A 23233-nucleotide genomic window follows, 5' to 3' on the forward strand; every position below is an offset into this window, starting at 1 on the left:
ATCCGCTAGACTCTGCCCGACGCGATGAAGACGAACACGACGAACTGACGCTCATGGAACTGCTTCAAAACTGGATTCTGACGATCCTGATCTTCCTGCCCACCGCCGGCGCGGGCATCGTGCTGCTTGCGCGCAGCAACCGAGCCGTGCGCGGCGTGGCACTGGGAACGACGCTCGCGACGTTCGTGCTGTCGCTGATCGTGCTGGCGATCTACGACTGGTCAGCGCCCGCGGCCTACGGGTACGGCGACCTGACCGCGCCGGGCGTCGTGCAGATGGTGCAGCAGGCGACGTGGATCGACGCATTCAACATTCAGTATAAGGTCGGCATCGATGGGCTGGCGCTGCCGCTCGTGCTGCTCAGCACGTTCATCAGCGTGCTGGCGTGCGTGGCGAGTTGGAACGTCGATAAGCTGACCAAGCCGTACATGGCGCTGTTCCTGTTTCTGGAGACGGGCATCCTCGGCACGTTCCTGGCGCTCGACTTCTTCCTGTTCTACGTCTTCTTCGAGATCACGCTACTGCCGATGTACTTCCTGATCGGCATCTGGGGCGGCCCGCGCCGGCAGTACGCGGCCATCAAGTTTTTCCTCTACACGCTGGTCGGGTCGATCGGGCTGCTCGTCACGCTGATCGGCACCTACCTTTACACGCGCGGCCTGCAGGTGCCGGGACTGGACCTGTCCAACGGCACGTTCGACCTGATCCTGCTGGCCCGCCCGGACGTGCGCGCCGCCATGGGCGCCGCGGGGCTGAGCGTCGGGCTGGCCAAGACGTTCTTCCTGCTGCTCATGTTCGCGTTCTTCGTGAAGCTGCCCGCGGCGCCGTTCCACACGTGGCTGCCCGATGCGCACGTGGAAGCGCCAACACCCATGAGCATGATCCTGGCGGCGCTGCTGCTGAAGATGGGAGGCTACGGCATCTTCCGCGTGGCGTATCCGTTATTCCCCGAGGCGGCCAAGGCACTGTGGCTGGTGATCGCGATCGTGGGCGTGGTCAGCATCATCTACGGCGCGCTGTGCGCAATGGGCCAGAGCGACTTCAAGCGATTGGTCGCCTATTCGTCGGTCAGCCACATGGGCTTCGTGATCCTGGGTGCCGCCGTAATGACACCCGCGGCCATTAGCGGGGCGATCTTCATGATGGTCGCGCACGGCATCACCAGCGCGATGATGTTCTTCGTCGTCGGTGTCGTCTACGACCGCGCCCACCATCGCGAACTGAGCCGCATGGGCGGGCTGGCGACCACCATGCCCGTCTACACCGGCTTCAGCGCCGTCGCCTGCTTCGCGAACCTCGGCCTGCCGGGCTTGGCGGGGTTCGTCGGTGAATTCCTCGTGATCGTCGGCACGTTCGCAGCAGCTTCCGATGCGTCGGGATTAATCGCCGGTGGATATGCGTCGCGCACGCAGCTGATCGTGCTGGCCGTGGCCGCGAGCCTCGGCATCGTGTTGTCCGCCGCCTACATGCTGTGGGCGGTGCAGCGGGTTTTCTTCGGACCCGAGCGGGCCGAATTCAAGGGCTTTGCCGAGGTTGATCGGCGCGAGCTGTCGGTGCTAACTCCGCTTGCGGCGCTATGTGTATTGCTCGGCGTGCTGCCGACCGTGTTTGTGTTCGCGTACACGCAGACGACGGTGGACGCGATCGTAAAGTTGTTGGAGTAAGCCTCCGGTCCCTCTCTCGGTACGCCGGGAGAGGGAGTGAAGAAATATGCCTTCCGTGCTCTCCATCATCGGCCAACCCTTCATCCCCGGCTGGGCCGAGCTGCGCCCGTTCGTCGCCGAGGCGTGGTTGATCGGCACGATGATCGCGGTGCTGCTGGCGCCGTTCTTCACCCGGCGAGTGAACCTGGTCAGCCCCATCATCGCGCTGGCAGGACTGGCCTTGGGTCTGCTTTCGATGGTGCTCGTTGGCAATGGCGACGCGATCATCGGGGAACACTTCCGCGGGCTGCTCTTCATCGACGGCGCTGCCATCGTCTGGAAAGTGCTGCTCTTCATCTTCACCGGCGGCGTCGTGCTGATGTGGTACGCCACGATCGCCGACCAGATGCGCGAGGGGGACGCCGCCGAGTTTCTGTTGCTGCTCTTGGGCGCCACGCTCGGCATGAGCCTGATGGCCAGCAGTGGCAACCTGCTGATGATCTTCATGGCAGTGGAACTGGCCTCGCTGCCAAGCTACGTGCTGGCGGGCTTTCGCAAGACGAACAAGCTGGGGGCCGAGGCGTCGCTGAAGTACGTGCTGTTCGGGGCGGCGTGCAGCTCGATGATGGCGTACGCGCTGTCGCTGTTGTACGGCCTGTACGGCACGCTGCAGATAAGTGACATCGCGACGGCAATGGCCGCGGGCGGGACGGTGCCGGCGCTGGCGGCGGTGGCGCTGCTGGGCGTGCTGGTGGGCATTGGCTTCAAGATCGCCGCCGTCCCATTTCACTTCTGGTGCCCTGATGTGTTTCAGGGCGCGCACGTCGACGTCAGCCTCTTCCTGTCGGCCGCCAGCAAGGGGGCGGGGTTGCTATTGCTGCTGCGCGTCGCCCACACGTTTGGCGACGCGTACGGGTACAGCCCCGCCAGCAGCATGCTGACGACGATGGCGGTGGTGCTGAGCGTCTTGGGCATCGTCACGATGACGGCCGGCAACACCGCGGCGCTGGTGCAGACGAACGTGAAGCGGCTGCTGGCGTACAGCTCGATCGCGCACGCGGGCTACATGATTTGTGCGGTGGCGCTGCTGACGAAGTCCTCAACCGCGGCCGCGACGTACAACCCGGCGGCGCTGTCGACGCAGTCGCTGCTGGCGTACCTGGCGGTCTACTTCCTGATGAACCTTGGCGCGTTCACGGTCGCTGGCGTCGTCTACCGGCAGACGGGCAGCGAATCGATCCCCGACTACGCGGGTCTCGGGCGCCGCTCGCCATTGCTGGCGGTCTGCATGGCCGTCTTCATGGTCAGCCTGATCGGCATTCCACCGCTGGCCGGCTTCTGGGCGAAGGTGAACATCATGACCGCCCTCATCGGCAACGGCGGCTGGTGGTGGACGTCCGCGGCGGCGATCGGCATCAACACGATCGTGTCGATGTACTTCTACCTGCGCGTGGTGAAGGTGATGTACCTCGACGAGTCGCCGCTGCCCAAGCTGCGGTTCGCCCCGCTGGGAACCGCGATCGCGGGCGTGTGCGCGGGGCTGCTGTTCGTGCTCTTTATCGGCTGGGGACTCGTGATTTCCGGTGCGGAACGCTTCGGCGATCTGCAGACCGCGAAACCGCAAGCGACGGTCTTAGTCACGCGGTAGTTTGACGCGGAGAAATGCGAACCGCGGAGACGCGGAGATATAGGGAGAAAACCATCAAATTCGTGGTCTTTTCTCCTATTTCTCCGAGTCCTCCAAGTCTCCGCGGCTAATCCGCTTTGGTGATGGCTCACTCGCCTGTCGGGCGGGGTGAACGCAGGACGGCTACCTTCGACGGCTCGGTTGCCGCTGGCCGCGCGCTGCACGGCGGTGGCAACAGCATCAGCACTTCCTCACTCGTCGCGGGCATCTTCAGCTGCTCGGCAATCTTAGGCGACACCGCCCGCAGCGCGTCCTTTACGGCCGTCCAGACCGACAGCCCCAGCACCAACGGCGGCTCACCGATCGCCTTGCTGCGCTTCAGGCTGACGTGGTTGTCCGGGTTATCGAAGAACGCCACGTTAAACACCGGCGGCACGTCGCCGATGTTGGGGATCTTGTACGTCGTCGGCGAATGGCTCAGCAGTTCGCCCTTGGCGGAATATTTCAGCTCCTCGTTCGTCACCCAACCCATGCCCTGGATGAACGCCCCAACCACCTGCCCGCGATCGAGGCCCGGGTTGATCGGCAGGCCGACGTCCATCAGCAAATCGACGCGCGTCACCTTGACCTCGCCTGTGAGACGGTCGATGAGCACTTCCGACGCGCACGCGCCGTTCGTGTAGTACAGGAACGGCGTGCCCTTGCCGGTGTCGCGGTTGTAGTCGACGCCCGGCGTGGCGTAGAACCCGCGCTCGCCGAGGTTCACGCGCGCCAGGTACGTCTGGACGACGATCTCCCTGAACTTGAACGACACGCCGGGCCGGCGGTCGTCCCACACCTCGCCGTCGGCGAAGACGATGTTGCCCGGCGACGGATGCAGGCCCGACGCGTTGTCCGCCAGCAACGTCGCCGCGAAAGCTACAAGGCGCGAACGCAAGCGTGAACACGCGTCGACCGCCGCGGCGCCGTTCAAGTCGGTGCCGCTGCTGGCGGCGGTGGGGGAGGTGTTGTTGTTCTTGCTGGTGTCCGTCGCGCCGATGCGCACGTGTTCGTACGGCACACCCAGCTCGTCCGCGACGATCTGCCGCACGCGCGTGTTCAGACCCTGGCCCATTTCCGTGCCGCCGGTCGTCACCAGCACGGTGCCGTCGGTGTAGATGTTCACCAGCGCGTTCGCCTGGTTCAGGTGCTGTTTGGTGAACGAGATGCCGAATTTCACCGCCGTCATCGACAAGCCGCGCAGTTGCGTGCGGTTGGCACCGTTGAACTTCGTGATCTGCTCGCGGCGCGTGCGGTAGTCGCTGCTTTGCTCCAGTTGATCGAACAACCCATGCAGCGTGTTGTTCTTCACCAGTTGGCCGTAGGGCGTGACGTTGCGATCGTCGATGCCGTACAAGTTCGCACGCCGGACATCGATCGAGTCGATGCCGAGTTCCGTCGCAATCGACTCGAGGATGTTCTCGATGTTCACGCATCCCTGCGGACCACCGAAGCCGCGGAAGGCGGTGTTGCTGGGCAGGTTCGTCCGACAGACGCGCCCGGTGATGCGCACGTGCGGCAGGAAGTAGGCGTTGTCCGTGTGCAGCATCGCCCGCTCCATCACCGCCAGCGACAGGTCGGCCGAGCAACCGCCGTTGGAGAGGTAGTCGATCTGCAGACCGTGAATGCGGCCACGCTCATCGAAGCCGATGGTCCAGTGCGTGTTGATCGGGTGGCGCTTGCCGGTGATCGCCATGTCGTCGTCTTTTGTGTAGACCACTCGCGTCGGGCGGTTGGTAAAGCTGGCGACGATGGCGGCGAACATGGCGGGTTGGGCGGCCTGCGTCTCCTTGCCACCGAAGCCGCCGCCCATGCGTTTACAGACCACGCTGACCGCGTTGAACGGCACGCCGAGCACTTCCGCGACCAAGCCCTGCACCTCGGTGGGGTGCTGCGTGGACGAGTGGATCGTCATCGTCGCGCCCTCGCCGGGGATGGCGATGGCCGCCTGCGATTCGAGGTAGAAATGTTCCTGGCCGCCACCGATGAGTTGGCCGCTGAGCGTGTGCGGCGCGGCCGCGATGGCCGTGGCAACATCACCGCGCTCGATGGTGCGAAGCGGGCCGATGAAGCTATCATCGGCGACGGCCTCGTCGATGGTGAAGATGGGCGGCAGTTCGTCGATCTGCACGACGATCTTTTGACGTGCGATGTTGATCGCCCGCCGACTGGTGGCGGCGATGATGACGATTGGGTGGCCGACGTACATCACCTCCTCGTGCGCCAGCAGATCTTCATCCTGCAGCACCGGCCCGAAGCGCAGGTGCCCCTTTACGTCGGCGGCCGTGTAAAGCGCCACCACGCCCGGCACCTCGCGCGCGGCGGCAAGGTCGATCGAGCGGATCGTGCCGTGTGCGGTCAGACTGCCATAGGTATCGACCAGCAGTTCGCCATGGGCGGGCGGCATGTCGTCGATGAAGATCGATTCGCCGGTGACGTGCGTGCCGGCCGAGTCGTGCGGGATGTCGCGTCCTACTGCGGGCATTAGCGCACCTCCACGGCGGCGGACTGCTCTGTCAGATCGTGATACAGCTTCACGAAGATGTTGGCCGCCAACCGCGAACGGTACGCCGCCGACCCGCGCACGTCACTGAGCGGCGTGATGGCCGTCGCGGCGCGTTCGCCGGCTTCGATGAAGGTGTCTTCGCTGATCGGCTGACCCGCGAGCCAGGCTTCAACTTCCGGCAACCGCAGGACCGTGCCGGCGACGCCGCCGTAGGCGATGCGGATGCTCGCGATGTGGTCGCCGTCACGTTCCAGCAGGAAGGCTGCGGTGAACGTGGAGATATCGAGGTCGTGGCGTTTGCTGATCTTGTAGAGCTTGAGCGTCTGCCCCTCTGCCGGCCGCGGGATGATGACGCGGCTGATCAGCTCGTCGGCCGCCATCACGCTGCGCTTGTAGCTGGTGAAGAAGCCGGTCATGGCGACCGTTCGCGTGCCGCGCACGCTCGTCAATTCGACCTGCGCCTCCAGCACGTATAGCGCCGGCAGCGAGTCGGCGATGGGTGACCCGTTGGCGATGTTGCCGCCGATCGTGCCGGCGTTCTTCAATGGCGGGCTGGCGAAGCGGCCAAGCATGCGGCTGAACTCGGGGATCGTGTCGGCCGTCTGCCGTTCCAACGCCGTCCACGTAACGGCGGCGCCGATCGTGACGGCGTCGGCCGTCACGCGCGTCGTGCGCAGCTCGCGCAGGTGGCCGAGCACCAGCACTTCCATCGGATCGCGCCGGCCTTTGTTGATCTGCACGCCCAGATCCGTGCCGCCCGCGTATGGCAAGCAATCCGGCCGCTGTGCCTTGAACGCAGCCGCCTCGGCAAGCGTGGTGGGGATGAAGGCGATGCGCCCGTCGTCTCCGCGCAGTTCAACGGGTTCGCAACACGTGCGCTCGATGTCGGCGATGATCGACATCGGCGGATACAGTTCGTTCGCCCGCTTCACCTTTGCCGGGTCTACCGCCAAACCGGCGTTGATGATCGCTTCATACCCCGTGCAACGGCAGAGGTTGCCGACCAGCTCGCGGCGGATGATCGGTTCGCCGATCTTTTCGTGCGACTCGTACATCCCCGCCATTGCGACGACGAAGCCCGGCGTGCAGAAGCCGCACTGCGCGCCGTGACAGGCCACCATCGCCGTCTGCACCGGGTGCATCGCCTCCAGGCTGCGCAAGCCTTCGACGGTGATGACGTGCGCGCCGTCCAGTTGGTACAGGAACTGAATGCACGACGTGACGCCGTGGTAGACCAGTTGGCCCTCTTCCAGCCGGCCCAGCAGCACGCTGCACGAGCCGCAGTCGCCTTCGGCGCAGACGACCTTCGTGCCGGTGTGCCGCAGCTCGTAGCGCAGGTAATCCGACAGCGACCGAAACGCCCGCGCGCCGCGAATCTCGCGGCGAACGCCGTTCACGTACAACAACAGGTAATCGCGCATAGGGGTCGTGGGGCGGTCGGTCGGACCCCGCCAAGTATACGACTGTGTTGCCGCAGCTTCTAGCGGGGAAACCCGCGAGGCGGCTGGGGGTGCGATTCATGCGTGGATCAAAAGAAGGATGAACCGCGTAGCTCCGCGTCTCTGCGGTCGCCTTCAATCGCGCAACTGAGGCTGTCAATCCTCGTCTCGATCGAACGCTACAACGCCGCCAAGCGTGACGCGCGCGACGCGGCCTTCGAGCCTCGCAACGGCGGTGGCCACGTCGACTTTGATGGAGGACATTGCGTGGCCGGTGGACAGGCCCGCCAGTTCCAACGCGCTGTAGGCGTCCATCATGTGATCGACGGCTGCGCGATAACCCAGCAGCGTGTCGCGAATGACCTCATCGGCGCTCATCGCGACAGTGACTGGCGCGAACGTGTCCACCTCGATGAACGACACCGGCTCGCCCGCAGCGAACGCGGCGGGGCGGGGCGAGCGCTGCATGACGGCATCGGCGCCAAGCGTCACGCGGAACAGCGCCTCGCTTGGGGTGGCACGGGTCGACCGCCCTTCGTGGACGCGGAGGAACTGGGCCATCTCCGCGAGCAGCGAGGTCGTGGGCGACGCGCCGACGTCGGTGCAGATGGCGTACGGAATGTTTCGTTCGGCGATGCGGTCCAGCGGGGCGATGCCGGAACCCAGCAGCGCGTTCGACGTGGGGCAGTGGGCCACGAACGCGCCGGCGGCGGCGATCTGGTCAAACTCGGTCGGCGACATGTGAACGCAGTGCGCCAGGATCGGCGCATGAGACAGCAGGCCGTCGACGGCATACACGTTAGTGTACGTGCCGTGCTGCGGGTACAGGAACCGCTCGACGAAGGCCTTCTCGCCGATCTGCTCGTTCAGGTGCGTCTGCATGCGCAGCCCGTGCTTGGCCGCCGTTGCCACGGCACGGCGGCGCAACGGTGAACTTACGGCGACGGCGAAGCGATCGGTCACGATGAACCGCTGGCCGAACTCGGCCGCGAGCACGTCCAGATCGTGGTCGACGGTGGCCTCGTCGGTGCGCAGGTAGGAGGGGCAGTTTTGGTTCATCAGGACCATGCCGACCGACCAACTCGGCGGCAGAATCTCCAACGCGATGCGAGTTGCAGCAGGACTTACGGTCATGTACGCCGCGCCACCGGTCACGCCTTGGGCCAGCGTGTCCTGCAGAAACCGCCACGTCACCCGCTCGGCATGCGCAGCATCGTCACACTCGGCCTCGGCGGGGAAGACGTTGCGTTCCAGCCCGGCCAGCAGCCGCCCATGCGGCGTGTCGTCGGTCACGCCGTCCAGAAAGTGTCCGCGGATCGGGTGTTGTGGGATGTGGATGTGACAGTCGGTCAACGGCGGAAGGATGAGGCCGTTGCTCTGCCGTATGTTCAGGTTCGCGTGAATCGCGGCCATGTACGGGCCGACGTAGTCGATCGCCGTGCCATCCCGCGAAGCGACGAGGATGCCGTCGGCGATGAAGTCGACGCTGCCGTCGGACTGAGGGTTGAGGATGGGCCCACGGATGGCGAACAACGGCATAGGTGCTCTCTGGTCCCTCTCCCGCATGCTTCGGGAGAGCCTAGGTGAGGGTGCATTCTGAACTGGCTGGTGGGGCCGTGTGCAGTTTCAGAATCACCCCCACCCTAACCCTCCCCCGGAGTACCGGGAGAGGGGACTAGTCTACGTCATTATGGGCCTCACCAACCGACCCATCGGCCCGCCGACGATCTTTCCATCAAGGAACACGGTCTGCCCACGCAAAATCGTCCGCCTGATGCGACCGCGGAACGTGCGGCCGACGTAGGGACTGAGCTTGTGACGGTCCAGCAGTTCCTCTCGCTTCAACTCGTACGTTTCGTTCAGGTCGACCAACGTCAGATCCGCATCGCACTGCAACGCGATGACGCCTTTACCAGCGATGCCGAAGCGCTCGGCGGCGGCGGTGGCCGTGTACCGTGCGACGAGATTCAGTGGCAATTGATGATCGAGGCTGAACATTGCCGGCAAGGTTGATTGGACACCCGCGATGCCGCCCCAGATGGCGAAGAAATCGTTGCCCTGTTTCATCGACGGCGGCGCCGGTGAATGGTCTGACGCCACGAAGCTGATCTCGCCCGTGTGCAGCAATAACTGAAGGTGCTCGATGTCCCACTTCCTGCGACGTAGCGGCGGCGCGCACTTGGCGATGGCGCCGAGCGTTGCTAGATCATCTTCGGTCAACAGGAGGTAATGCGGGCACGTCTCGTACGTGACATCATGGCCCCCATTGGCGTGCGCCGCCCACGCGCCCTCGGAACTGCTCACGTGAACGATGTGCAGTTTGCAACCGGCCTCCCCGGCCAGGGTGCACGCTCGCCGTATTGCTTCCACCTCTGCTACTACAGGACGCGACGCGAGATAGTCGGCGATGCCGGTGTTGCCGCGTCGGATCGCCTCGGCAGCCAGGCCGCTGGTGATCGTGTCGTTCTCCGCATGAACGGCGACCACGAGGCCGCGCCGTGCCGCGATCTGCATGCCGCGATACAACGTCAAATCATCCGCAGCGGGAAACTCGGCGATGCCGCTATTGGACATGAACGCTTTGAACCCCACCACGCCGCGGTCGGCCAGTTCGTCGAGCTTGTCGATGTTGTTCGGCGTCAGCCCGCCCCAGAGCGCGAAATCGGTGAATGCCTTGCCGGTGGACGCCGCCACCTTCGCGTCGAAGGTCGCGCCATCCAACACGGGCGGCGACGAGTTCAGCGGCATGTCGAAGTACAGCGTGCCGCCGCCCGCGGCCAGGGCGCTGCTGCCGGTGGTGACGCCTTCCCAGTCGGTTCGGCCGGGCTCGTTGAAATGGACGTGCGGGTCGATCACGCCCGGGAAGACGTGCAGGCCGGTCGCGTCGATCGCTTCGTTGGCAGGGCCGGTGATGGTGGCGGAGATATCAACGATCTGCCCGTTCTCGATAGCGACGTCGGCCTGCTGCACGCCGTGGGGCGTCACGACCTGTCCACCGCGAATGAGGAGATCGAATGGCATACCCGTTACCGACTAGCTCCCGCGATACGTTGAGTATGCCCACGGCGACACGAGCAGCGGCACGTGATAACTCCGCGTGGCGTCGTCGACGACGAAGACGACGGGCACCTTGTCTAAAAACTTCTTCGCATCGGGATGGCCGCGCTCGGCGAAGTAGTCGCCGACGTGGAACAGCAGCTTGTAGCAGCCGGCGCTGAATCGCTCGGCGTCCAGTAGGGGGCCATCGGTGCGGCCGTCAGCGTTGGTGACGAGGCTCTTCATCGGCACGTCGGCCTGCGTCTCGACCCAGAACAGTTGGATGCGTAGCCCTGCGGCGGGGGCGCCGGTGGCGGTGTCGAGCACGTGCGTGGAGAGTTTGGCTGCCATCGTCCTACTTTCGCGTAATCGTGCCGGTAATCAACCCGTGCGGCTCATCCGTCGCCACGTAAATGTCGTTGTCGAACTTCAGTCCGAACGGTTCCAGATTGAACGGAATGCGATGCAGGTTGGGCAGCGTGAACGAGATCTGCTCGATCGCGTCGCTGGCCGCCAGCGCGGCGTCGCCCATGTCCATGAGGGTCTGCTGCACGCCCAGGCTGTGCGTGGTGGCGAACGTTGTCACGATCGCCTTGTTGATGGCCTCGCACGCGGCGTTGTAGTCGACGCCGACCGTGGTGTAGTTCCATTCCGCGCTCACCTTGGTAGCCATAATGCGGTCGCGCGTGTCCTTCAACGTGCGGTAGCGGTCGGTGACGAAATCGCGCCATTCCGATGCGGTCGTCTTCAGCACGATCAGGTCATGAATGCCACCGACGACGCTGGCGCTGCCACCGCGCACCAGCGTTGCGCGCGCAAGCCGTTTCTGCGGCCCCGCTACGGTAAAGGCGTGGTCGTGCGGCCGGCCGTCGACGGAGATGCGTTCGTAAGTGGCCTGCTGTAACTCGACCGTTGCGCTCGACACCTGTGGGTACGTCTTTACGAAGTGCTCGGACAGCATCATCGCGAACTGTTCAACGCTGGTGAAGGCGTGTTCCTTGGCCAGCACGTAAACGGTGTTTTTGATCGAATCGGTCGCGACCACGTCGCGGTTATCGCCGGCGGTGTAGGCGGCGCCGAAGTCGCCCTGCAGTTGAATGGCGGCGTCGATCTCGAAGAGCTCGTGAACCGGGCCGTTGCGGACGACCTTAGTCAGGCGCACGCGGGACTTGCCGTAGGAGTTGAAGCCAAGTGTGGGCATAGGACGGTTACTCGTGGTCGGTCAATTTATCTGCTAAACGCAGCCGGGCGATCTTGGCAATTTCGGCCAGGGCCGTCTGGATTTCCTGAGCACGGTCCTTCGCCAGCCGTTGGGGAAAGGCGGCGAGGATGGCGGCTTTCTTGTTCTCGCGGGCGCAGATGACGAACGGGAAGCCGAACGTCTCGCGATAAGCCGTGTTGTAGCGGTCGAAGGCGGCGATCTCGTCGTCGTTAAGCTGCGTTAGCCCCGCGGCCGCTTGTTCGCCGGTGCTTTCGCGGGTGAGCTGGCCCTCGCGCGCCAGCCGGCCGACGAGGTCGGGGTGGGCCGCGATCAGGGCGATCTGCTCGTCGACCGATGCGGCGTACATCGTCGCAACCAACGCGGCGTGTAACGCGTCGATGCTTACGAACGGCCGCTGGCCCGCGGTGCGCTGGGCGATCCACGGCGAATGCTCGAAGAGCGGCCCGCATACCGCGATGAAATCGCTGGTGGTCGCGGCATTGAGGTTGGCGAGCGATGTCTTCATCTTCACGTGGCATGGGCGTCTCGACCATGCATGCTATGAGGCCAAACGGTTCATTATATGGCTTCCCGCCTGGTCCGCGCAACGGCCAACTGAATCAAATCTTTCATTCCATTCCACACGCATGGGCGAGACGCCCATGCCACAGTCGGAGCGGCCGCGATTACGTTTCGACCGCCGCCGCCAGTATGCGCGCCGCCAGGGCGATGTCCTCGATCCGGCTGAACTCCGCGGGGTTGTGGCTGATGCCCCCTTCGCTTGCGACGAAAAGCATTGCGGTCGGCACGATCGGCGCGAGGATGGCGGCGTCGTGCAGCGCGCCGCTGGTGACGGCCGGCAACTGGTCCAGACCCACTTTGCTGGCAGCAGATTGCAGTGCGGTGCAGACGGTGTCGTCCATCGGAATGGCCGGCAGCGATTCGGTACAACGCACCGCGCACTGCACGCCGCGGCGTGCGACGACGTCGCTGAAGACGCGCACGACGCGCTCGTCAGCCTCACTGAGCATGGCGGACGAGCGGGCGCGAAGATCGACGGTAAACGCGACCTCGCCGGGGATCACGTTGATCGCGTTGGGCTTGGGCCAGACTTGACCGACGGTGACTACCGTGCCCGCGGCCCGGCCGGCAAGCTCGTGGCCGAGCGACTCGAGCGCGATGATGCATTCCGCCATGGCCACCAGCGCGTCGCACCGGTCGTCCATCGCGGTCGATCCGGCGTGGTTGGCCGTGCCGATCACGCTGCCCGCGTACTGCCGCCGCCCGTTGATCGCGGTGACGAGCGCGACCGGCACGTTCGCGTTCCCCATCGATTGACCCTGCTCGGCGTGAACTTCGATTAAGCCGCGATAGGTACCGGCCCTTAGACGTTCTGCGGCCAGCCGGTCGGGATTAACGCCGTGCGCCGCGCCGGCTTCAAGATAGTTCTGCCCATCCCGATTTCGCACCGCCGCCAGCTTGTCGATAGATAGCGTGCCGGCCCAAGCGTGGCTGCCGAGCATGCCGAGGTTGAAGGTGGTGCCTTCCTCTTCGGCGAAGATGATCAGCTCCAACGGTAGGTCATGTCGGCCTGCTTCGTGAGCCGCCCGCAGCACTTCCAGCGGCACGACGATGCCCATCACGCCGTCGTACTTGCCACCGGTGGGAACCGAATCGATATGCGACCCGCTTAGCCAGGTCGGCTGGATCCAATCGATGTCCACCGGCCGCGCGTGCACGTTGCCCGCGGCGTCGATGCGCACCTTGCAGCCGGCCGCGGTGGCCTGCGCGATCACGTAATCCCGCGCCGCGACCCAGGGCGGCGAAAACGTGGGGCGGCTATAGCCAACGTCCGGCAGACTCTCCGAGAACGCCGCGATGGCGTCGATATCGGCGAGGATGCGATCGGGACGAATGGGCATTATCGTCCCCTCTCCCGGTACTCCGGGAGAGGGCTAGGGTGAGGGTGATTTCGAGCTGCTAGTTGCTTGCACTCGCGCAGGATTTCTTCCAGAACCGCATCGAGATAAAGGGCAACATCGACGTTCAGGAAACGCATCACGTGACAGCCGTCCCGCTCCAATCGCTTCGTTCGCTGTTCGTCATACTCAGTAGTTGAAAGATGAGACGTCCCATCCAGTTCGATCACCAAGCTCAGCTCGGCGCAAAAGAAGTCGGCGACGAATGGCGCGATCGGGTGTTGTCGTCGGAACTTGTATCCACCAAGGCGACGGTTCCGCAGGAACCACCACAGTTTGGCCTCGATCGGCGCAGCCTCGTGCCGCATCGCGCGGGCGCGGGTTAGCGTTTCGGCGGGGATGAGGCGGGTGGTGGACATTATCGTGCTGCTGGCGTTGTTTGTGGTTCGAAATCACCCTCACCCTGGCCCTCTCCCGGAGTACCGGGAGAGGGAATCAGGCGCCGAACTTCTCGCGCCAGATGATGCCCGTCTTTTCCATCGTGCTGTTGGCGGCGGTGCGGCGCATGCGGTGCAGGGTGGGCATGCCGAGGGCGAACTCGTTCATCCACTCCTTCGCGAACTCGCCGCGTTCGGTTTCGGCGAAGATCTTGCGGATCTCGGCCTCGTTGATCACCCGCGGGCCACGCGTGCGCACGGCGTACTCACACGTTCGGCTGCTGCGACGGCTGATGTATTCCTCGATGCCCACCTCGTCCATCACGTCGATCACGCTGCGCAGACTGCGGATCGCCTTGGCGTAGGCGAAGCTGGCGGGGTAGCCGTTGTCGACCATGGTGTTGAAGCAAGCCCGCATAAGCGCGATCGCGCCGCCGTAGAGGATCTGTTCTTCGAAGTTGTCGCCTTCGGTCTCATGTTGAAACGACAGCTCGACCACGCCCGCGCGCGTGCTGCCGACCGCTTTGCTGATGGCGAAGGCGATCTCGCGCGCATCGCCGGTGGCGTCGTGGTCGACCCCCACGCAGCCGTAGACGCCCTCGCCCTTCAGGAACTTCTCGCGCACGAACTTGCCCGGCGCGTTTGGCACGAACAGCACGCAGTTCACGTCCCGCGGCGGCACGATCTGCCCGTACAACACGCTGAAGCCATGGCAGAAGCAAAGCGTCTGTCCGGCCCGCAGGTTCGGGGCGATGTCTTTCTTGTAAATGGGTGGCTGAACTGGGTCGGCCAGTTCGATCAGGATGATGTCGGCCTTGGCGACCGCCTCGCCGATGGGGTAGGCGTCGAAGCCGTCCTGCTTCGCTTCGGCCAGGCTCGATCCCGAGCCAATGATGACCTTGAAGCCACTCTCGCGCGTGTTGGCCGCCTGCGCCTTGCCCTGAATGCCGTAGCCCAGCACGGCGATCGTCTTGCCCTTCAGGACGTCCCAATTCACGTCTTCGTCGCGGTAGATTTTTTCCATTGTGTATGTGCTTCTTAGAGTGCGGATGGTCGTCATCTTTCGGAGTACGTCAGGATGACGAGCCGAGGCGTGCCTAGACTGACCTACAGCGCAATTTCGCGATTTACGTTCTTATAGTAGATGTACTTCGATGGCGACGGGCCCGTGGCGTAGAAGCTTTGGGGGCAGAACGGGGCCATCCAGATGAAGTCGGTCTGCTCGACCTCCATCCATTCGCCATCGAGGTAGTACATGCCCTTGCCGGCCAGGAAGTAGAGGCCGTGCTCCATCACGTGCGTCTCGACGTACGGCAGGCCGTGGCCGGGGTCGAACGTGAAGATGTTCATCGCCAGGTCGTACTGCAGATCGTCGGGGATCAGCAGTTGCAGCCGGGCGTGCTCATTGCCGGCGAAGGGCTCGGGTTTGACGTCGCGCTCATGGCCGACGATCGCTTTCGGCTGGCCCACGCCGACCGTGGCTTCGTACGTCTTGCGCAACAGCAGGAGGGAGGCTGGCCCGGAAGCTTTGATCTCGAACGCAGCCGTGTGGGGCACAAACGCGAACCCGCCCGCGGATAGGTTCGACTGCTGACCGTCGACGGTGATCGTGATGTCGCCGCTCAGCAGGTAGACGAACGCTTCCGTCCGCCCGTCGCTCGCCTGCTGCGTACCGCCACCGGCGGTCAGATCGATCTTATACTGCACGAAGCCCGCCCCCATCGCCGGCGACGTGAGGATGCGCACCTCCGCGCCGTTCCACAGCGGCAGGCGAGACGTTGGGTAGCCCTCGATCGGGAATAACGCATACCGGCGACGCAGGCGCGCGCGGCTGTGAACGAGTTGGTCTGGCGATCGCATGTCAGTTACGGTTGGACGACCGGTTATACATGAAACCACCGCCACGGCAAAGGTGTGGGAAACGCGGCAGGGGGCATGGTTGCAAGTCGCTTCTATAGGACAGGCATTCCTGCCTGTCTCTCCCCCCGGAATTGAAAATCAAAATCCCAAGCCCCCATGCCAAACGATTGGCAAGCCCCAAACCCCGACGAGGAGAAGCAATCTCTTTGTGCCCGCTGTGGCTCCCTCCATGAGAGGTAGAAGAGACACACGCAGGAATGCCTGTGCCACTGAAGAGAGCATACGGGGGGAGAGAGGACGGGGGGGGAGAGACAGGCAGGAATGCCTGTCCTACAAAAGAGCGCGAAGGGGTCAGGTGAACAGGTCGACGAAATCGAATTTTTCGACGTCCACCAGGCCCTGATCGGTCAGCTTCAACGTCGGAATGACTTCCAGCGCCATGAAGCTCATCGCCATGAACGGGTCGTGCATCGTCGAGCCCAATTTCGCCGCTGCGGTAAGCAAAGTGGCGTAGGAGTCGCGGACTTCGGTGATGGGGCGGTCGCTCATCAGGCCGGCGACGGGCAGCGCCAGCGATGCGGCGATTTGGCCGGCGTCGATGACGACCAGCCCGCCGTTCATGGTGATGACCGCGGCAATGGCGGCGTGCATCGAGGCGTCGTCGCAGCCAATCACCACGAGGTTGTGATGGTCGTGCGCCACCGTGCCGGCGATAGCGCCGTGGGTCAGGCCGAAGCCGTGGATGAAGCCAAGACCCACGTTGCCGGTGCCGCGGTGGCGTTCGATCACGGCCATCTTCAGGATGTCGCGGGACGGGTCGGCAACGGCGTGTCCGTTCACGATTGTCGTCGGTTCGATTCGCTCGGTGGTGACGAGTTGGTTTGGCAAACTGCCGATCACGCGGATGTGGGTCCGCCCTTGGGGCAGCGCGATCGATAGGTCGATCGGCTGGGCAATGCGCAGTCGAGAGGGGAGAGGTTGTAACGTCTCGCCATCCTCAGCCGCGATGGATGGCCGCTCACTCAGATTGTCATCCCGATGGGAGGCTTGCCGACCTGACCCATCTCGGACTGGGGAAGTTGCTTGGCCCTTCGAGATCCCTCCCGTCGCCTTAGGCTCCGCTCGGGATGACAACCGAGGGTGAGGGGGCGTCGGGGTGAACGCCGTCACATCTCGCCCGCCGCTGAACACCTGCTTGGCCCGCGGCGATTGAAGGTCATCGAAGATGAACAGATCCGCCAGCCTTCCAGGCGCAATCCCGCCGCGGTCGGGCAGCGCGAAGCACTCGGCGGTGTTCAGCGTCGCCATGCGGATCGCGTCGATCGGGTCGATGCCGAAGCGAATGGCCCGGCGGACCATGTCGTCGATGCCGCCGGGGCCCAGCAGGTCGGCGGGGGTGCGGTCGTCGGTGCAGAAGCAGATTCGGCGGTCATTGGCGAGCGTCACCACCGCCAGCAGCGCGTCGAGGTTCTGCGCATTCGTCGCCTCGCGAATCAGCAGGTATTGCCCGCGCGACAGGCGCTGGCGGGCCTCGTCGGGCGTCACGCACTCGTGATCGGTGCCAATGCCAGCGGCGACGTAGGCATTGAGCGCATGGCCGCCCACGCCGGGGGCGTGACCATCAATCGGACGGCCGTGGAAGGCGTCGATCTTCGCCCGCACGTCCGGCGCGTCCGCGATCACGCCGGGGAAGTTCATCACCTCGGCCAAGCCGTGGACGACACCGTCGCGCAGCAGGGCGGCCAAATCGTTGGCCGACAAACTCGCGCCACTGGTCGCCATGGGCGTCGCGGGCACGCAGCTGGGAGCCATCTGCACGACGCGCAGCGGCAGGCCGCGCGCGGCGTCGGCCATGTATCGCACTCCCGCGGGGCCGGCGACATTGGCGATCTCGTGCGAATCGGCGATCACCGTCGTCACGCCCCGCGGCACCACCGCGGCCGCAAAATTGGGGGGCGTGCAGAGGCTGCTCTCGATGTGGACGTGCGCGTCGATCAAGCCCGGCGCCACGTACGCGCCGTTCAGGTCGATCGTCTGATGGGCTGTGTAACCCGGCCCGATGCCGGCGATGCGGTCGTCGGCGATGGCGATGTCGGTTTGTTCGATGTCACCCGTGAAGACGTTCACAAGCCGGCCGTTGGCCAGCAGCAGGTCGGCGGGCACGTCGCCGCGTGCGACGGCGAGCAGGTGGGCAGTGGAATTGGCCATTCTGATCTAGCGGGCGTTGGTGTGGCGGATTGTAATCGCGACCCCGCGACGGTGAAACCGCGGGAAGACGTGGAGCGCAAAGATTCGCACTTCACGTGGCATGGGCGTCTCGCCCATGCTTGCGGATTGGGACAGGAAATACGATTTGTTTGTTACCGCGCCGACCAAGCCGCTGAAGCAAAATAGGTATTCCGGCCTCATGACAGGCATGGGCGAGACGCCCATGCCACGGTAGGAGGCGACAGCACGTCGGCCTTAACCCAGCTTCCACGCCCCCGGCTTCGGCTCGACCCTCGTTTCGCCGCTCTTGGTTTTCACTTTGCCTTTCACGGTGCCGCTGGCGTCGATGTACAGGCGGCCGCCGCGGTTGATGGCGTCGCCCATGACCATGCCGCTGTGGATGACCTTGGACTTGTCGTGAACGACCAGGTCGCCACTGATGCTGCCGTAGACGTGCACACGGCCACCCGATTCGACCGTCAGCGTGCCGTAGATCGCGCCGCGCACCCACATCTTGCCACCGTCGGCCACGCGCACGTCACCCCCGATGGTGCCCCACAGCGTGTACGGCTCGGCAATCGTGATGTCGCCGGCAATTTGTCCCCGTTCTTCGCGCATAGATGTCTTAAGATATCAGTTTTTCAACGCAGAGGCGCGGAGGCGGCCCAGAGCGACGCGTAAGAAGGCTCATCCATTGTGTCACGCTGGGGCGTTTAGCGCGATCCCACTGCCAATCGTCATCCTGCGATACTCCGAAGGATCTCTCTTGTCCCGCATTCGAATAGGGGAGAGATGCTTCGGGGTACTTCAGGATGACGAATCTGCCGTGATGGAATCGCCTCCTCTTGGCTCTGCGTCACTCTGTGAAACCCCTCTGCGCCTCCGCGTTGATTCAGTTCAAATCCCTAAACGGCCCGCGGATGAACGTCGCGATCGGGTTCGTTCTCGCCCAAGGCTTGCTTCAGCGCCCGCCCACTGTTGAGTTGCGTGATGAGCAGGACAATGATCGCCAGCGCCGGGAAGCCGACGAAGCGGGCCCACCGCAGGGCGGCGACCTTCGTATCGGCCGTGTCGAAGTTGGCGCCCAGTTGGGGGTGGCTGAGCTCCGTCCACGTGTAGAGCACGCCGGGGATGCGGAAGTCCTTGTCCTGCTCTTGGCCAGCGGGCAGCAGGGTCGGGTTGACGTAGATCGCCTGCCACGGGAAGAGCAGTACGATCAGGATCACGCACCAGATGTACGCCGACGTGATGCGCCCCACGCCGATCAACCGGCCGACCAGCATGATCGTCGCGATCAACAGCAGCACGAACGACAGGATGATCGACCCCGTCAGCCCCAGGAACGTCCCGATGACCGTCAAATACTGAAGCAGCAGCGTCAGCGTGGGGTTAGCCGTCGCTCCGGGCGCAACGGTGGTGGGGATGACATCGTAGCGGGCCAGGAAGAAGAGCGTCAGCTCCAGCAGCAGCGCAATCAGGATGACGAAGAACAGCACGGTTTTAAACCGCCGGGCGGTCAACAGGGCGTCAGCGTAATCGGCGGCGGTGGCGACGGCGGCGTCCAGGGCGTTGGTGGGCATCGGGTCCTCTTTTCAAGTAATGGTCTGAGAGATCATTACAGCAAGAGGGGCCTGGCGGCAATGCAGAAGTGGGTGGGGCGAAGGTGGAAGGCTGAAGGCGGAGGATAGAGGGGCGACTGTCATCCCGAGCGGAGCCGAAAGGCCAACGGACAAAACCGTCGCGCTATGCCCAACCTGTCATCCCGACCCTAGCGGTAGCGACCCGAGGGATCTCCCACGGCCCGCACCGTCCCTCGGTCGAGATCCTCAGGTCGCCTTAGGCTCCATTCGGGATGACACCATGCGGCGTACGACCATTGTTGCCTATTCCGCATTCGGAATTCCGCACTGCCCACGCCCCTTCCCCGTTTCCCTTTCCCCCTTTACCCTTCCTGTCATGCTCGATCCCACCCTTTCCCGTGCGCGGCAGCAGCGGTTGATGAACGTGATGATGGAACGGCGGTTGGACGCGGTGGTGGTCGGGTTGCCGCACCACGTCTACTACTTCTCGTCGCACCTTACCGATTGGAAGCACGCGTCGGCGTTCGTGCTGATGAGCGACGGGCGGGCGGTGCTGGTGTCGGCCAACAAGCCCAACGAGAAGGCGGCCGCCGACGAGCCGTTGAGCTTTGAGGCCAACTGGCACAGCACGTTGCGGCAGGAGCAGCCCGCGACCGTCGCCGCGGTCGTCATGCGGCGCCTGGAAGAGGCGGGGCGGCGGTACCTGAAGGTGGGCATCGATTCGTCGGCCGTCACCTCGCAGTTTGCGCTGCAGCACACGTCGGGCACCATCGAGTCGATCGACGCCCACCTCTGGCAGATGCGCCGAAAAAAGGACGCCGACGAACTGCAACTGCTGCGCACCGCCATCACCGCCACCGAGGCCATGTACGCGACGGCCAGGTCCATCATCGAGCCGGGCCTGCCGGAACTGGACCTGTTCAACGCGCTGCACGCGGCTGCGGTCAAATTGACCGGTGAACCACTGGGTGGCATGCTCGGCAACGACTACGCCTGTGGCGTGGGCGGGGGGCCGGCGCGTAAAGATCATGTTGCGCAGGCGGGGCAGTTATGGGTGCTGGATTTAGGGCCGAACTATCGCGGGTACTTCGCCGACAACAGCCGGGTGTTCGCCGTCGATCGCAAGCCGACCGACGTGCAGCTAAAGGCCCACGCCGCGGTCGTGGGGGCGCTGGCGATCGTGGAACGCATGGCCAAGCCCGGCGCCAAGGGCCGCGAGATTTACACCGCCGTCGACGACCACATGAAGTCGGCGGGATATTCCGGGATGACGCATCACCTCGGGCACGGCATTGGCCTGCAACCGCACGAGTACCCGCATTTGAACCCCAAGTGGGACGACACGCTGCTGGAAGGCGAGGTCTTCACGGCCGAGCCCGGCTTGTACGGTGGCGGGATCAACGGTGGAATTCGCATCGAGAACGATTACCTCGTGACGAGCGACGGCGTGCAGAACCTGCTGAATTTTTCAACGGATTTAGTCTGACGGACGGCGTCCCAACGCCGCCTAGAATGGCTGTCATGCGCGATCAATCCCCTCATTCCGCAAACGGTACGTCCCACAAGGCCACCGACGTCTCCCCACCGATGGAGATGCTGGAGATCGACACCGCCCAATCGAAACGCTGGCGCGGGCTGGCGATCTGGGTGATCCTCGTGGTGTTCGTGGGGACGCTGCTGGGGACGCTCTTCATGCGGTTTACGGGGTCGATGCGCTTGGCGATCCTGCTCGTTGCGTTCATGATGACGTACATGGGCGTCATGGGCTGGCTCGCCAGCCGCAAGGGACGTGCCGATTGAACGAGCGCGGGCGTACGCTGGCCGCGCGGGAACATCCTGGCGGAACACGTATGTCATCCTGGGAATCATTCGAACGCTACCGGCAGAAGGGCCTGGACGCGCGCCGGGCCGGGCAGTGGTCGTCCGCCCGCGTCTACCTGCTGGAGGCCGCCCGCGAGATGGTCGCGCTCAGCAAGGAAGCCGACGGCGAGCTGCGCGAAGCCCGCCAAAGCACCGCGGCCAAACTGCTTGAACTGGCCAAGGACTGCGAGGCCGCGCAGTCTTCCAATCGCAAATCGCAAATCGCAAATCGGCAATCGCCGGTTCCAAATGATTCACGCGATAACGACGGCGACGCCGAATCGTCCGCCGACCAGTGGATGGTGAAGGAACGGCCATCCATCCGCTTCGACGACGTCGCGGGGCTGGACGACGTAAAGCACGAGATCCGCCTGCGGATGATCTACCCCTTCGCCCACCCGGACCTGGCCGAAAAGTTCGGCATTCGCGGCGGGGGTGGCGTGCTGCTGTACGGCCCACCCGGCACTGGCAAAACCATGCTTGCCAAGGCCGTCGCCGGCGAACTGGACGCGGCATTCTTCCGAATCTCACCCGCCGACGTGCTAAGCAAATGGGTCGGCGAGGCCGAGCAGAACGTGAAGAAACTCTTCGACGCCGCGGCTGCCGAGAAGCGGTCGGTGATCTTCATCGACGAGATCGAGGCCCTGGTGCCCGCCCGCCGCGATGAAGGCAGCAGCGTGATGCAGCGCGTGGTGCCGCAGATATTGCAGGGCATGGAAGGGTTCGATAAATCCAAGGGCGCCAGCGTGCTCTTCCTTGGCGCCACCAACGTGCCCTGGCAATTGGACAGCGCCGTGCTGCGGCCCGGGCGGTTCGACGAGAAGGTTTACATTCCGCTGCCCGACCTTCCCGCGCGAAAGCGCCTGTTGGAGTTGTACCTCGCCAAACGCCCCTTGGCCGACGACGTGAACCTCGACACGTTCGCCACGCGCCTGGAAGGTTACAGCGGCGCCGACATCAAGTACCTCTGCGACCGCGCCGCGGTCATCCCCTTCCTGCACGCCATCGCCGGCACCGCCGACGCGACGATCACCAACGCGGTACTGGACGAAGTGCTGGCGGGCACTCCAAAATCGGTGTCGGCGGAGCAGATCAAGCGGTTCGAGGCATGGGCGGCGGAGGCCGTGGCGGGGTGATGAATCAAACGAGTGTCACCTGCAGGTTTGGTATCAACGGGAAACTGCGCTTGTCGCGCGTGATCACCGTCAAGCCTTCGTGCAGAGCCGTTGCGGCGATCATCACATCGTGAGGCTGCAACGGGGTTCCCGCAACGCGCAACTGCGCGGTCAACCGCGCGTACGTTTCGGCAATGGCCGCGTTGAAATCGATGACGCGATAATCCCTCACGACCGCCTCGACCCGCGCAAGCCTCTGGGGCCGATGAACGGCATTGGCCAGTTCAACGCCTAACATAAGTTCGGCAACGGTAATGGCAGCGATCGCGGGCGTTGTGAACGCGATGGTTTGAAACAGTCGATCCAGGTCGAGTCGACCTCGTTCGGACGCGATGAAAACACCGGAATCGATCAGCGTTCCCAAGGATCCTCCACCGTCATGGGCTGGTTGCCCAACCGGATCGCTTCCTCGACGCCTTCGGCCCAACCGTCGTTCAACGGTTCCCAGCTTCTCAGCAATGCGACGAGGTCTGCACCGGTTCCGGTGCGCTTCGGCGCGGCTGAATCCAGGGGAACGATTCGCCCGGCCGGTTGGCCGTCTTTCTCGATCACCACCGTCTCACCCGACGACCTGACTCGTTCCAGCAGCGCGTCCAACGTCGCTGCTGCCTCGATGTTCGACACGCGGATTTCCATGAACGTATCATATCAAGGGAAAGACGACTTCGACGTATAATCTTGCCATCCACGCTACCGGCCTAAA

21 protein-coding genes are annotated in these 23233 nt (G+C 64.2%); 5 read left to right on the plus strand and 16 right to left on the minus strand.

Annotated features, from left to right (window positions below; all coding sequences use genetic code 11):
* Window positions 1–53 precede the first annotated feature (53 nt).
* Entirely contained in the window at window positions 54–1664 is a 1611-nt protein-coding gene (locus tag VGN72_16600) for an NADH-quinone oxidoreductase subunit M (GenBank protein HEV7300989.1), read from the plus strand.
* A gap of 46 nt (window positions 1665–1710) precedes the next feature.
* The gene (locus VGN72_16605) at window positions 1711–3291 is read left to right on the plus strand and encodes an NADH-quinone oxidoreductase subunit N (protein HEV7300990.1); all 1581 of its coding nucleotides are present in this window, start codon (window positions 1711–1713) and stop codon (window positions 3289–3291) included.
* A gap of 127 nt (window positions 3292–3418) precedes the next feature.
* On the opposite strand, the gene xdhB is transcribed toward VGN72_16605, so the two are convergent.
* The 14 genes from xdhB to VGN72_16675 form a co-directional block, all read right to left on the minus strand.
* Window positions 3419–5794: a xanthine dehydrogenase molybdopterin binding subunit gene (xdhB, locus tag VGN72_16610; GenBank protein HEV7300991.1), complete on the minus strand. Its 2376-nt coding sequence runs from the start codon at window positions 5792–5794 to the stop codon at window positions 3419–3421.
* Complete coding sequence (locus tag VGN72_16615) at window positions 5794–7236, minus strand: FAD binding domain-containing protein (protein ID HEV7300992.1); 1443 nt, start codon at window positions 7234–7236, stop codon at window positions 5794–5796. The genes xdhB and VGN72_16615 overlap by 1 nt, the downstream gene beginning before the upstream one ends.
* Before the next feature lie 174 nt (window positions 7237–7410).
* Window positions 7411–8793, minus strand: coding sequence for an amidohydrolase family protein (locus tag VGN72_16620; protein HEV7300993.1), 1383 nt, complete (start codon window positions 8791–8793; stop codon window positions 7411–7413).
* A gap of 141 nt (window positions 8794–8934) precedes the next feature.
* Window positions 8935–10275 carry an allantoinase AllB gene (gene allB / locus VGN72_16625; GenBank protein HEV7300994.1) on the minus strand — a complete coding sequence of 447 codons (1341 nt, stop codon included), beginning with the start codon at window positions 10273–10275 and terminating at the stop codon, window positions 8935–8937.
* A 12-nt stretch (window positions 10276–10287) separates the two neighbouring features.
* Window positions 10288–10641: a hydroxyisourate hydrolase gene (gene uraH / locus VGN72_16630; GenBank protein ID HEV7300995.1), complete on the minus strand. Its 354-nt coding sequence runs from the start codon at window positions 10639–10641 to the stop codon at window positions 10288–10290.
* Between the two features lie 4 nt (window positions 10642–10645).
* A complete protein-coding gene (gene pucL, locus VGN72_16635; protein HEV7300996.1) occupies window positions 10646–11491 on the minus strand; it encodes a urate oxidase in 846 nt (281 codons plus the stop codon).
* Between the two features lie 7 nt (window positions 11492–11498).
* Window positions 11499–12017 (minus strand): 2-oxo-4-hydroxy-4-carboxy-5-ureidoimidazoline decarboxylase, encoded by a 519-nt coding sequence (uraD, locus tag VGN72_16640; protein HEV7300997.1) that lies wholly within the window; start codon window positions 12015–12017, stop codon window positions 11499–11501.
* A 160-nt stretch (window positions 12018–12177) separates the two neighbouring features.
* Window positions 12178–13413 (minus strand): Zn-dependent hydrolase, encoded by a 1236-nt coding sequence (locus VGN72_16645; GenBank protein HEV7300998.1) that lies wholly within the window; start codon window positions 13411–13413, stop codon window positions 12178–12180.
* Window positions 13413–13829 (minus strand): endonuclease domain-containing protein, encoded by a 417-nt coding sequence (locus VGN72_16650; GenBank protein HEV7300999.1) that lies wholly within the window; start codon window positions 13827–13829, stop codon window positions 13413–13415. The genes VGN72_16645 and VGN72_16650 overlap by 1 nt, the downstream gene beginning before the upstream one ends.
* A gap of 76 nt (window positions 13830–13905) precedes the next feature.
* Window positions 13906–14871 (minus strand): ketol-acid reductoisomerase, encoded by a 966-nt coding sequence (gene ilvC / locus VGN72_16655; protein ID HEV7301000.1) that lies wholly within the window; start codon window positions 14869–14871, stop codon window positions 13906–13908.
* Window positions 14872–14954: 83 nt separating this feature from the next.
* Window positions 14955–15707 carry a (S)-ureidoglycine aminohydrolase gene (gene allE / locus VGN72_16660; GenBank protein ID HEV7301001.1) on the minus strand — a complete coding sequence of 251 codons (753 nt, stop codon included), beginning with the start codon at window positions 15705–15707 and terminating at the stop codon, window positions 14955–14957.
* A 351-nt stretch (window positions 15708–16058) separates the two neighbouring features.
* A complete protein-coding gene (locus VGN72_16665; GenBank protein HEV7301002.1) occupies window positions 16059–17915 on the minus strand; it encodes an adenine deaminase in 1857 nt (618 codons plus the stop codon).
* A 255-nt stretch (window positions 17916–18170) separates the two neighbouring features.
* On the minus strand, window positions 18171–18533 hold the full coding sequence (locus tag VGN72_16670) for a polymer-forming cytoskeletal protein (protein ID HEV7301003.1): 363 nt from the start codon (window positions 18531–18533) through the stop codon (window positions 18171–18173).
* Between the two features lie 287 nt (window positions 18534–18820).
* Window positions 18821–19495, minus strand: coding sequence for a hypothetical protein (locus tag VGN72_16675; GenBank protein ID HEV7301004.1), 675 nt, complete (start codon window positions 19493–19495; stop codon window positions 18821–18823).
* 376 nt (window positions 19496–19871) lie between these two features.
* Here VGN72_16675 and VGN72_16680 point away from each other — a divergent pair, with 376 nt between their 5' ends.
* Genes VGN72_16680 through VGN72_16690 form a run of 3 tightly spaced genes read left to right on the plus strand, consistent with a single transcriptional unit; the run spans window position 19872 to window position 22491 of the window.
* A complete protein-coding gene (locus VGN72_16680; GenBank protein ID HEV7301005.1) occupies window positions 19872–20981 on the plus strand; it encodes a Xaa-Pro peptidase family protein in 1110 nt (369 codons plus the stop codon).
* A 35-nt stretch (window positions 20982–21016) separates the two neighbouring features.
* Window positions 21017–21295, plus strand: a complete 279-nt coding sequence (locus VGN72_16685) for a hypothetical protein (protein ID HEV7301006.1) — start codon at window positions 21017–21019, stop codon at window positions 21293–21295.
* Window positions 21296–21345: 50 nt separating this feature from the next.
* Complete coding sequence (locus VGN72_16690) at window positions 21346–22491, plus strand: ATP-binding protein (protein ID HEV7301007.1); 1146 nt, start codon at window positions 21346–21348, stop codon at window positions 22489–22491.
* 4 nt (window positions 22492–22495) lie between these two features.
* Here the strand turns inward: VGN72_16690 and VGN72_16695 are convergent, their stop codons facing one another.
* Both VGN72_16695 and VGN72_16700 read right to left on the minus strand, forming a co-directional pair.
* Window positions 22496–22894: a PIN domain-containing protein gene (locus VGN72_16695; GenBank protein HEV7301008.1), complete on the minus strand. Its 399-nt coding sequence runs from the start codon at window positions 22892–22894 to the stop codon at window positions 22496–22498.
* Window positions 22882–23166: a hypothetical protein gene (locus VGN72_16700; protein HEV7301009.1), complete on the minus strand. Its 285-nt coding sequence runs from the start codon at window positions 23164–23166 to the stop codon at window positions 22882–22884. Before VGN72_16700 ends, VGN72_16695 begins: the two co-directional genes overlap by 13 nt.
* Window positions 23167–23233 lie beyond the last annotated feature (67 nt).

It is taken from the genome of Tepidisphaeraceae bacterium (assembly GCA_035998445.1).
In the GTDB taxonomy this organism is placed as follows: Bacteria; Planctomycetota; Phycisphaerae; order Tepidisphaerales; family Tepidisphaeraceae; genus DASYHQ01.

Excerpts from the sequence above, each read along its gene's own strand:
- VGN72_16650 (HEV7300999.1), bottom strand. The coding sequence starts at position 13,829 with ATGTCCACCACCCGCCTCATCCCCGCCGAAACGCTAACCCGCGCCCGC.
- VGN72_16645 (HEV7300998.1), bottom strand. The coding sequence starts at position 13,413 with ATGCCCATTCGTCCCGATCGCATCCTCGCCGATATCGACGCCATCGCG.
- pucL (HEV7300996.1), bottom strand. The coding sequence starts at position 11,491 with ATGCCCACACTTGGCTTCAACTCCTACGGCAAGTCCCGCGTGCGCCTG.
- VGN72_16680 (HEV7301005.1), top strand. The coding sequence starts at position 19,872 with ATGCTCGATCCCACCCTTTCCCGTGCGCGGCAGCAGCGGTTGATGAAC.
- xdhB (HEV7300991.1), bottom strand. The coding sequence starts at position 5,794 with ATGCCCGCAGTAGGACGCGACATCCCGCACGACTCGGCCGGCACGCAC.
- VGN72_16700 (HEV7301009.1), bottom strand. The coding sequence starts at position 23,166 with ATGGAAATCCGCGTGTCGAACATCGAGGCAGCAGCGACGTTGGACGCG.
- VGN72_16675 (HEV7301004.1), bottom strand. The coding sequence starts at position 19,495 with ATGCCCACCAACGCCCTGGACGCCGCCGTCGCCACCGCCGCCGATTAC.
- allB (HEV7300994.1), bottom strand. The coding sequence starts at position 10,275 with ATGCCATTCGATCTCCTCATTCGCGGTGGACAGGTCGTGACGCCCCAC.
- allE (HEV7301001.1), bottom strand. The coding sequence starts at position 15,707 with ATGCGATCGCCAGACCAACTCGTTCACAGCCGCGCGCGCCTGCGTCGC.
- VGN72_16605 (HEV7300990.1), top strand. The coding sequence starts at position 1,711 with ATGCCTTCCGTGCTCTCCATCATCGGCCAACCCTTCATCCCCGGCTGG.
- VGN72_16615 (HEV7300992.1), bottom strand. The coding sequence starts at position 7,236 with ATGCGCGATTACCTGTTGTTGTACGTGAACGGCGTTCGCCGCGAGATT.
- VGN72_16620 (HEV7300993.1), bottom strand. The coding sequence starts at position 8,793 with ATGCCGTTGTTCGCCATCCGTGGGCCCATCCTCAACCCTCAGTCCGAC.
- VGN72_16690 (HEV7301007.1), top strand. The coding sequence starts at position 21,346 with ATGTCATCCTGGGAATCATTCGAACGCTACCGGCAGAAGGGCCTGGAC.
- VGN72_16670 (HEV7301003.1), bottom strand. The coding sequence starts at position 18,533 with ATGCGCGAAGAACGGGGACAAATTGCCGGCGACATCACGATTGCCGAG.
- VGN72_16600 (HEV7300989.1), top strand. The coding sequence starts at position 54 with ATGGAACTGCTTCAAAACTGGATTCTGACGATCCTGATCTTCCTGCCC.
- uraH (HEV7300995.1), bottom strand. The coding sequence starts at position 10,641 with ATGGCAGCCAAACTCTCCACGCACGTGCTCGACACCGCCACCGGCGCC.
- uraD (HEV7300997.1), bottom strand. The coding sequence starts at position 12,017 with ATGAAGACATCGCTCGCCAACCTCAATGCCGCGACCACCAGCGATTTC.
- ilvC (HEV7301000.1), bottom strand. The coding sequence starts at position 14,871 with ATGGAAAAAATCTACCGCGACGAAGACGTGAATTGGGACGTCCTGAAG.
- VGN72_16685 (HEV7301006.1), top strand. The coding sequence starts at position 21,017 with ATGCGCGATCAATCCCCTCATTCCGCAAACGGTACGTCCCACAAGGCC.
- VGN72_16665 (HEV7301002.1), bottom strand. The coding sequence starts at position 17,915 with ATGGCCAATTCCACTGCCCACCTGCTCGCCGTCGCACGCGGCGACGTG.